General features: G+C 69.1%; 7 protein-coding genes. 2 read left to right on the forward strand and 5 right to left on the reverse strand.

The annotated features are described in order from the left end of the window. The 3 genes from KBX34_RS32160 to KBX34_RS32170 form a co-directional block, all read right to left on the reverse strand. On the reverse strand, positions 1-1,511 hold a 1,511-nt coding region (locus tag KBX34_RS32160; RefSeq protein ID WP_210928841.1), incomplete at its 3' end, for an ATP-binding cassette domain-containing protein. Beyond that, positions 1,511-2,467 (reverse strand): ABC transporter permease, encoded by a 957-nt coding sequence (locus tag KBX34_RS32165; RefSeq protein ID WP_088946961.1) that lies wholly within the window; start codon positions 2,465-2,467, stop codon positions 1,511-1,513. The genes KBX34_RS32160 and KBX34_RS32165, both read right to left, overlap by 1 nt. A gap of 102 nt (positions 2,468-2,569) precedes the next feature. Then, complete coding sequence (locus KBX34_RS32170; RefSeq protein WP_210928843.1) at positions 2,570-4,195, reverse strand: ABC transporter substrate-binding protein; 1,626 nt, start codon at positions 4,193-4,195, stop codon at positions 2,570-2,572. A 137-nt stretch (positions 4,196-4,332) separates the two neighbouring features. Here KBX34_RS32170 and KBX34_RS32175 point away from each other — a divergent pair, with 137 nt between their 5' ends. Beyond that, on the forward strand, positions 4,333-5,064 hold the full coding sequence (locus KBX34_RS32175; RefSeq protein ID WP_210793300.1) for a FadR/GntR family transcriptional regulator: 732 nt from the start codon (positions 4,333-4,335) through the stop codon (positions 5,062-5,064). 53 nt (positions 5,065-5,117) lie between these two features. Here the strand turns inward: KBX34_RS32175 and KBX34_RS32180 are convergent, their stop codons facing one another. Beyond that, complete coding sequence (locus KBX34_RS32180; protein WP_210793299.1) at positions 5,118-5,789, reverse strand: FadR/GntR family transcriptional regulator; 672 nt, start codon at positions 5,787-5,789, stop codon at positions 5,118-5,120. A gap of 50 nt (positions 5,790-5,839) precedes the next feature. Then, positions 5,840-6,691 carry an amidohydrolase family protein gene (locus tag KBX34_RS32185; RefSeq protein WP_307871544.1) on the reverse strand — a complete coding sequence of 284 codons (852 nt, stop codon included), beginning with the start codon at positions 6,689-6,691 and terminating at the stop codon, positions 5,840-5,842. Between the two features lie 292 nt (positions 6,692-6,983). Here KBX34_RS32185 and KBX34_RS32190 point away from each other — a divergent pair. Then, the coding region (locus tag KBX34_RS32190; protein WP_210928846.1) for a glycoside hydrolase N-terminal domain-containing protein at positions 6,984-9,647 on the forward strand (2,664 nt) is incomplete at its 3' end.

The following is a 9,647-nucleotide window of genomic DNA, read 5'->3' on the forward strand; positions in this document are numbered from 1 at the left end:
GGCTCGTCGGCGATGATCAGGCGCGGGTCCCGGGACAGCGCCATGGCGATCACCACGCGCTGCCGCTGCCCGCCGGACAGCTCATGCGGGTACGCGGACAGGGTGCGCCGTGCGTCCAGGCCCACCAGGTCCATCAGCTCCTCGGCCGACCGGGTGCCGCCTCGGCTGATCATCTGGGCGAGCTGGGGGCCGACGCGCAGTGAGGGGTTCAACGCCGAGAGGGCGTCCTGGTAGACCATCGCGATCTCGCGGCCCATCAGGGCACGACGTCGTTTGGTGCTCATCGTCAGCAGGTCGGTGCCCGCGAAGCGGACCTCGCCGCGGACCCGGGCTCCCTGCGGCAGCAGGCCCATCACGGCGAGCGAGGTCAGGGACTTGCCCGAGCCGGACTCTCCCACCAGGCCCATCACCTCGCCGGGGCGGACGTCGAAGGTCAGGTCGTCGACGATGTCGACGCCCCGGTGGCGCCCCTCGAACCCGATCGACAGGTTCCGGACCTCCAGGACGGGCTCACCCTCCGGGAGCGGACGGGCCCGCTCGCGCAGCCGCTGCGCCGCCTCGGCCAGGCCGGGCAGCTGCACCACCTCACCGGAGCCGGGCTGCGCCTCCTCCTGCGCGTCGCCGACCTTCGTCGCGGTGGCACGCCGCGCCGCCGGGGCGGCCCAGGCGTCGGACATCCCCTCGGAGAGCACGTTCAGGGCGAGCACGGTCAGCAGGATCAGCAGGCCGGGGAAAAACGTGGCCCACCAGCCACCGATCTGCACCATCTCCTTGCCGAAGGCGATCACCGAACCCCACGAGGAGGCCGCCTCCTGGGGCGCGAGCCCGCCACCGATGAAGGAGAGGGACGCCTCGAACACGATCGCGTCGGCCACCATGACGGTGACGAAGACGAGGATCGGGGCGGCGCAGTTGCGCAGGATGTGCCGCCAGAGGATGTGCGGCCGTCGGGCGCCGATGATCCGTTCGGCCGCGACGTAGTCCTCCCGGTACTGCGAGAGCACGTTGGCGCGCACGATGCGCGCGATCGAGGGCACGAAGACGAACCCGATCGCGACCACGAGGACCACGAGGCTGTTCTTGCCGAAGGAGATGATCAGCAGGGCGGAGAGCACGATGGCGGGGAATGCCATGACGACGTCGAGGCACCGCATCACCACCTCGTCGATCGCGGGCCGGCTGGTTCCCGCCAGCGCGCCCAGAATCGCGCCGACCACCAGGGCGATGCCGGCGCTGCCGAAGCCCACGATCAACGAGCGGCGGGTGCCGGCGACCAGGCGTGAGAACACGTCGCGTCCGAGCTTGTCCAGGCCGAACCAGTAGTCGCCGTTCGGGCCGGTCAGCGCGGCACCGAGCCCGGCCTGCGCGGGGTCGTGCCGCAGGAGCAGCGGCGCGAAGATGCCCACCACGACGATGAGCAGGACGAAGCTCAGTGCGATCCGGGCCGTGATGCTGAGCCGTTTGAAGGCGATGCCGGGAGCCGACAGCCGGGCGGTGAGTGTTCGACGCATCAGTGGGCTCCGCGCAGTCGAGGGTTGGCGAAGAGGTAGAGGATGTCGACCACCAGGTTCACGACGACGAAGCAGATGGCGATCGTCAGCACGGTTCCCTGCGCGAGGGCGGTGTCGTTCTGCTGCACCGCGCTCATGATCTGGGTGCCCATGCCGGGCAGCGAGAAGATGGCCTCGATGACGACAGTGCCGCCCAGCAGGTAGCCGATCCGCAGGCCCAGCACGGTGAGCGGGTTGACGAGCGCGTTGCGCAGCACGTTGCGGCCGACCACCACGCGGGGCGGCAGGCCGGCGCCGATGGCGGTGCGCACGTAGTCCTTGTCGAGTTCCTCGACCATCGACGTCCGCACGATTCTGGCCAGTGAGCAGCCGACCGGGACGGCGAGAGCGAGCGCCGGCATGGCGAGCGACTGGAGCCAGAGCGAGAAGGAGTCACCGGGGTTGACGTACCCGCCGGTCGGGAAGACGGGGCGGCGGACCGAGAACTCCTGGATGAGCAGGAGGGCCAGCCAGAACGACGGCATGGCGATACCGGCCATCGAGACGAACCGGATGACCTGGTCGGGCCAGCGATCGCGGTACAGCGCCGCGGGGATGCCGAGGGCCAACGCGATGATCAGCGCGCCGACGATGCCGAGGGCCGTCAGCTGGATCGTCAGCGGCAGCGCGGTGGCGATCTTGTCGGCGACCGGGACGGACGGCGGGAAGGTCATGCCCAGATCGCCCCGGAGCAGGTCGCCCAGGAAGTGCAGGTACCGCAGGGGCAGCGGGTCGTCGAGGCCGTTGGCGGCCTTGAACGCGGCCACCTGCGCGGCGGTTGCCTGGTCGCCGAGGACGGACAACGCGGGATCGATCGGGGAGAACTGCATGATCACGAAGACGAAGATCGTGATGCCCAGCACCAGGGGTATCAGGGTCAGGAGTCGTCGCGTGACCAGGCTCAGAACGCTCAGCATGGTGTCTTTCTTTCGTCGAGGGCCGCCGGGACGTCCCGCCCAGCCCAAGGGACAGGGCTGGGCGGGACGCTAGGGGCCGGGGTCCGGGCCCCCGAAGCGGGCTCAGCCCTTTCGGCTGCTGCCCAGGAAGTACAGGCCTGTGGTCGCCGCGCCCGAGAAGTCGCTGAGCTTCGCGGGGTCGTATGCGGTGACGACCTTGGTGTGCAGGATCGGGTACAGGGGGACCTCGTCGGCCACCTTGTCCAGAGCCTGCTTCCACAGGGCCTTGCGGGCCGCCTCGTCGGAGGTCTGCGCGGCCTTGTCGAGCAGGTCGGCCATGGCCTTGCGGTCGGTGGCGTTCCACCGGTAGCGCAGGCCCGGCCAGGTCTCGCCGTAATAGAACCAGCGCATCAGCAGGTCGGTGTCGACGCCGAAGACGCTGGGGTCTCCGGTGGCCATCAGGACCCGGAAGGTGTCCTTCGGAACGATGTCACCGTAGATGGCCGAGGACGGCACGGTGTTGAGGGTGGCGGTGACGCCGATCTTCTTCCACTGCTCGATGACCAGCGGGGCGACATCCTTCACGGCGGAGTTGTCCGTGGTGTCGAGCTGGAACTTCAGGTTCGAGACGCCGGCCTCCTGGAGCAGGCTCTTGGCCTTTTCCAGGTTGTAGTCGTAGACGGTGGCGGCCTTCTGGTAGTCCTTGTTGCCCTCGTCCAGGTAGCTCGTCGCCGCCGTGCCGTAACCGTTGAGCGCGGTCTTGATGACCTCGTCCTTGTTGATCGCGTAGTGCAGGGCCTGGCGCACCCGCTTGTCGTTGAACGGCGCCGCCGACGAGTTGAACATGAGGAAGACCTGGTTGAAGGCCTGCTTCACGTCGACCGTGTACTTGTCCTTGAGCGAGTCGACGTTCAGGTACGGCACCGACTCGATGGCCTGGACTCGGCCGCCCTGCAGGTCCGACACCCGCGCGGAGGCCTCGGAGGTGGTGTTCCAGGTCATCGTCTCGACCTTGGCCGGACGGGGCCCGCTGTAGTTCGGGTTCTTGCTGAGCTTGATACCCGACTCCTTGGACGCGCTGTCCATCTTGAAGGGGCCGGAGCCGATCGGTGCCGTGTCGAAGGCCTTCGACGCGTCCGCGTCCGCGGTCTTCGCCTTCGGCAGGATCTTGATGACGGCGATCCGCTCGGAGAACAGGGCGAACGGGTACTTCAGCTTGAACTCGGCGGTCGTCGCGTCCTTGGCGGTCACCGAGTCGATGAACGACACGAAGCCCTGCATCAGCGGCGGGGCCTTGGGGTCCACCGGCTTGAGGACCCGGGTGAAGGACCAGGCGACGTCCTCGGCGGTGACCGGGGTGCCGTCGGAGAACTTCGCGCCGTCACGCACCGCCACGGTGTAGGTGAGCCCGTCGGCGCTGGCCACCGGGTCTTCCTTCGCGAGAGCACGGTAGGGTTCCCGCGTGACCGGGTCTAGATCGATCAGACCCTCGAAGATGTGCTGGTTGACCGCGGTCGCCACCGCCGACGAGGCGTTACCCGGGTCGAACCCGCTGGAGAGGGTGAACGCCAGGGTGGTCTCGATGGAGGTCTTCCCCCCGCCCCCCTCGACGGCGTTGGTCGAAGCCGGCCCGCCGCTGCACGCGACCAGTCCGAGAGCGAGCGTTGCCGCAGTGGACGCGACGGCCAGCGAGCGGAGCCGACGCGGGGGGACGCGCCAACTCCCCGATGGCTTAACGGTGGTGCTCACGTAGCTGCCTCCATAGGCTCTTCATGCGCTCGCGTGACGCTCGCGCTGAGGGATTCGAAGATAATGGGGTCTGACGTCTGACATCTGATGCCGATAGGGTGAGCGTGTCAGATTCGTGAGGGAAGGGCAAGTGCCAGATGACGACCATTGACGCCACTCCGCTACGCGGTGCGGAGCGCCCAGGTCCCCGCCGGCAGGAAGTCGCTACCAAGATCAAGGAGTACATCCTGCGGAATCGCCTCAAGCCGGGAGACATCCTCCCCACCGAGGCGGAGCTGTGTGACGCCGTGGGCGCCAGCCGGTCCAGCGTGCGCGAGGCCGTCAAGATCCTCTCCGCCCTCGACATCGTCGAGGTACGGCACGGTCACGGCACGTTCGTCGGCCGCATGTCCCTCGCCGCCCTCGTGGAGGGCCTGACCTTCCGCGGTCTCCTGAGTGGCGAGGAAGATCACCACGTGCTGGGGCAGGTCGTCGATGTCCGCCAGACCCTGGAGCAGGGGCTCGCAGCCCAGGTCATCGCCGTCCTCGACGGCGAGCACCGGGTGGCCCTCTCCGCGCTCGTCGACGAGATGGAGAGCCTGGCAGGCCAGGGGAAGGACTTCCTCGACGTCGACCGGGCCTTCCACGTGAAGTTGCTCGAGCCCCTCGGCAACGACCTGATCCTCCAGCTGACCGAGGCGTTCTGGCAGGTCCAGGCCATCGTCGCTCCCACGCTGCGCACCGAGCCGGAGGACCGGCTGATCACCGCCCACCGTCACCGGGCAATCGTGGACGCGATCGCGGCCGGCAACGTGGCCGGCCTGCAAGCCGCCATCGCCGACCACTACGCGCCCATCCGGGCGAGCATCGCCCGCGTCGTGCGGGCCTGAATCGACACCGCCATCGCCGTACGACTCGCAAGCCGGTCAGCGGCCATGGTCGGTCACAGTGCCCGGCGGAGCCACTCCTCGACGCCGGCGATGTGCACTGTCGCCCAGGAACGCGCAAGGTCGGCGTGCCCGATCGTGATCGCGTCGACAATCGCCTGATGCTGCTCCCGGGTCCGGGCGATGACGCCCTGCTGGGTGACACCGCGCCAGATGCGGGCCCGGGTGGTGGGCCCGGAGAGCCCGTCGAGCAGCGAGCACAGCACCGTGTTTCCGGAGCCGACGGCGATCAGGCGGTGGAACTGCAGATCGTTGGCGACCAGGGCCTCCACGTCGTGGGTGTCGCCGAGGTTGTCGAGCACGGCCTGGAGGCCGGCGACGTCCTCGGCGGCCATCCGCTGCGCGGCCAGCGCCGTGGCGGCCGGCTCAAGGATGCGCCGCACCTCGAGGAACTCCAGCACTGTGTCGTCGCGGTGGAAGTCCACGACGAAATTGAGCATGTCGAGCAGCAACTGTGGGGCAAGGCTGGTGACGTAGGTGCCGTCACCCTGGCGGACATCCAGGATGCGGATGATGGACAGGGCCTTCACCGCTTCACGCAGGGAGTTGCGGGACAGACCGAGCCGCCGGGCCAGGTCCGCCTCCTTCGGCAGTCGATCGCCGGGGCCGAGCTCGCCCGACGTGATCATCATCTTGATCTTGCCGATCGCCTCGTCGGTGAGAGCCATCGCCGCCTCCGCACATGTTCGGGGTTGGGCCCGTTCCCATGATCGCCGGGTCAGACCGCCAGCCGGTAGACCCGAGCGGCAGTGCCTCCGAAGATCGCGTGTGAGGCCGCCTCGGACAGCGCCGGCAACACCTGGTGCAGCGCGGCCCGCACCCGGCCGTAGCTGCCCGCGAGCAGGCACAGTGGCCAGTCGGAACCGAACATCAAACGATCCGGCCCGAAGCGGTCGAGCGCCTCGCGGACGAACGGTCGCAGGTCGTCGGCCCGCCACGAGACCCAGTCGGCCTCCGTCACCAGGCCGGACATCTTGGCCGTGACGTTGGGCTGCTCGGCCAGCGCCGCGAACGGCCCGCGCCACCGGGCCAGCCCGGTCGCACCCGCCCGGATCTCCGGTTTGCCGAGATGATCGAGGACGAAGCGGACGTGCGGCAGCGCCGCGGCGGCCCGCGCCGCGGCGGGCAGCTGGTCCACCCGGACCAGCAGGTCGAAGGCCAGCCCGGCTGCCGCGACGACACGGAGTCCGCGGCGCACGTCCGGGCGGTCCAGATGGTCCGGATCCGGCTCGGCCTGAATCTGGGCGCGGACACCGACCACCCGATCGCCACCGGAGCGCCGGAGGTGCCTGGCGATGCGGGCCTCCAAGCCGGGACCGGTCAGGTCAGCCCACAGCACCACACCCGCGATCTGCGGCGCCTCGGTCGCCCACCGGAGCAGGTCCCCCGACTCCGCCTCGTCGCATCGCCCACTCTCCACGAGGATGGAGCGATCGACCTCGGCCGCGCGCAGTTGCGCCTGCCACTGGGCCACTGTGAACGGACGCCGGACCGACCGCATCCGGTCGTCGAGCCGGGCGCAGGCGGGCGGGTTCCCCCAGAGGTGATGGTGCGCGTCGACAGTCAGCACGCAGGCCCCACCGCGGCTGACGCCGCGCGGCTGGCCACGTCCGCACCGCGATGCCGTGATCGCAGAAGCTTCACCAACACCACCCCGCATACATCGGATGTTTCCGGGCTTGAGAGCTCGGACATCTGATGTCTAACAGCTGTCGATGGTTCAGGCAATAGGCCGAGATGGGCTGGCGATCCACCATTCGGTTCGCGATCTTCATCGCAAGCAACCTCACCAGGATTTCCAGTACGACCCATTGACAAAAATATACATCCCACGTTAACTCCCATGGCATAGAGGAGGCCCTATGCCTGTCATCGGCCGTACCCAGACGATCCTGCGAGCCGCAGCGGCGGCTCTTCTCGTGGCCGCGGCCCTGACCGCCGCGTCCGCGAACTCCGCTCCGGCCGAAGCAGCCGCCGACCCCGGGCTTGCGCTCTGGTACGACGAGCCCGCCGCCAACTGGGAGAGCAACGCGCTTCCGCTGGGCAACGGTGCGCTCGGCGCCATGGTCTTCGGTGGCATCCAGACCGAACGCCTGCAACTCAACGAGAAGACACTGTGGACGGGCGGTCCCGGCACCAGCGGCTACAACCACGGCAACTGGACGTCACCACGGCCCGGAGCCCTGACCGGCGTGCAGGCTCAGATCGACCGGGACACACGGATGGCACCTGGCGCGGTCGCCACGTCACTCGGCCAGCCGGCGACCGGATTCGGCTCGTACCAGAACCTCGCCGACATGTACCTCGACATGTCCGGCACCCCGGCCACCGTGAGCGACTATCGGCGCGAGCTGGATCTCGCCGAGGCCACCGCTCGCGTCGGGTACTCCTACGGCGGGGTGTCCTACCAGCGCGAATACTTCGCCAGCCACCCCCGCAACGTGATCGTCACCCGGCTGTCGGCCAGCCAGGCCGGCAAGGTCTCCTTCGTCCTGCGTACCGCCTCGGCCCAGCCCGGCAGCACCGTCACCGTGGCGAACGGCCGGATCACCGTGCGGGGCGCGCTGCCCGGCAACGGGCTGACCCACGAGACCCAGTACCGGGTGGTGACCACAGGTGGCACCCGGACCGACGGCACCGACCGGATCACCGTCACCGGCGCCGACTCGGCGTTCATCGTGCTGTCCGCCGCGACGTCGTACGCCGACACCTACCCCAGCTATCGCGGCGCCGACCCCCACGCCCAGGTCACCCAGGCGGTCGACGGCGCGGCTGCCTCGACGGTGGCGGCGCTGCGCGCGGCCCACCTCGCCGACTACAAGAGTCTCTTCGACCGCGTCCGGCTCAACGTGGGCGGGCAGATGCCGAACGTTCCCACCGACGAGCTGCGGTCGGCCTACACCGGTGCCGCTGGACGAGCCCAGGACCGCGCCCTGGAGTCGCTGTACTTCTCCTTCGGCCGGTACCTGCTCATCTCGTCCTCCCGCGGCGGCTCCCTGCCAGCCAACCTGCAGGGCATCTGGAACAACTCCAACACCCCGCCCTGGCAGGCCGACTACCACACCAACATCAACGTGCAGATGAACTACTGGCCGGCGGAGACCACGAACCTGGCAGAGACCGCCACGCCGCTGTTCGACTTCATCGACGCCCTGCGCGCACCAGGCCGGGTCACCGCGCAGAACATCTACGGTACGAGCGGCTGGGTCACGCACCTCAGCACCAACCCGTACGGCTTCACCGGCGTCCAGGACTGGGCCACCGCCTTCTGGTTCCCGGAGGCGGCCGCGTGGTTGTGCCAGCACCTCTACGAGCACTACCGCTTCACCCGCGACACGACGTTCCTCCGCGACCAGGCGTACCCGGCGATGAAGGAGGCAGCGGAGTTCTGGCGGGCCAACCTGCACGTCGATCCGCGCGACGGCAGGCTGGTCGTCTCGCCCAGCTACTCACCCGAGCAGGGTGACTTCTCGGCCGGCGCGTCGATGAGCGAGCAGATCGTGTGGGACCTGCTCACCAACACCATCGAGGCGAGCGCCACGCTCGGCGTCGACGCCACTCTGCGCGGGCAGTGGCAGACCACGCTGAACAAGCTCGACCCCGGCCTGCGGGTCGGCTCCTGGGGTCAGTTGCAGGAGTGGAAGGTGGACTGGGACAGCCCGACCAACGACCACCGGCACGTCTCGCACCTGTACGCCCTGCACCCGGGGCGGCAGATATCACCGTCGACCACCCCTGCTCTCGCCAACGCCGCCCGCGTTTCCCTCACGGCGCGAGGCGACGGCGGCACCGGCTGGAGCAAGGCCTGGAAAATCAACTTCTGGGCCCGGCTGCTCGACGGCGACCACGCCCACAAGATGCTCAGCGAGCAGCTCAAGAGCAGCACCCTCGCCAACCTGTTCGACACCCACCCGCCGTTCCAGATCGACGGCAACTTCGGGGCCACCGCCGGAATGGCGGAGATGCTGCTGCAGAGCCAGAACGGCGTCGTCGACGTGCTGCCCGCCGTGCCGACGGCCTGGCCCACCGGCTCGGTCAGCGGTCTGCGGGCCCGCGGGAACGTCACTGTGGACACCGAGTGGCGCAACCGGCTGGCCAGTCGGATCACGCTGACCGCAGGCAACAGCGGCTCCCTCACCGTACGGAATCCGATGCTGGCGACCGCGTCTCTGGTGGACCTGACCACGAACCAGGCCGTGCCGGTGAACCGCACGGGTGACCGGGTGACGTTCACGGCCGAAGCCGGGCACCGCTACCAGGCGGTCTCCGACGCGGCGACCGGCACGATCGCCGGGGTGGCCAGCGGACGTTGTGTCGACGTGCCCGGCGCCGCCACCACCGACGGCACCGCCCTGATCCTCTGGGACTGCACCGCAGCGACCAACCAGATCTGGACCCGCCAGGCCGACAGCACCATCCGCAACCGCGGCAAATGCCTCGCCCCCGCCAGCACCACAGCCGGCGCCGCCGCCACCATCACCACCTGCGGCACCGCCACCAACCAACGCTGGACCTACGACACCACC

This window comes from Micromonospora sp. M61 (genome assembly GCF_018070245.1).
GTDB lineage: Bacteria > Actinomycetota > Actinomycetes > Mycobacteriales > Micromonosporaceae > Micromonospora > Micromonospora zamorensis.

Coding starts and splice junctions, on each gene's coding strand:
- KBX34_RS32165 (WP_088946961.1), bottom strand. CDS start 2,467: ATGCTGAGCGTTCTGAGCCTGGTCACGCGACGACTCCTGACCCTGATA.
- KBX34_RS32175 (WP_210793300.1), top strand. CDS start 4,333: ATGACGACCATTGACGCCACTCCGCTACGCGGTGCGGAGCGCCCAGGT.
- KBX34_RS32180 (WP_210793299.1), bottom strand. CDS start 5,789: ATGGCTCTCACCGACGAGGCGATCGGCAAGATCAAGATGATGATCACG.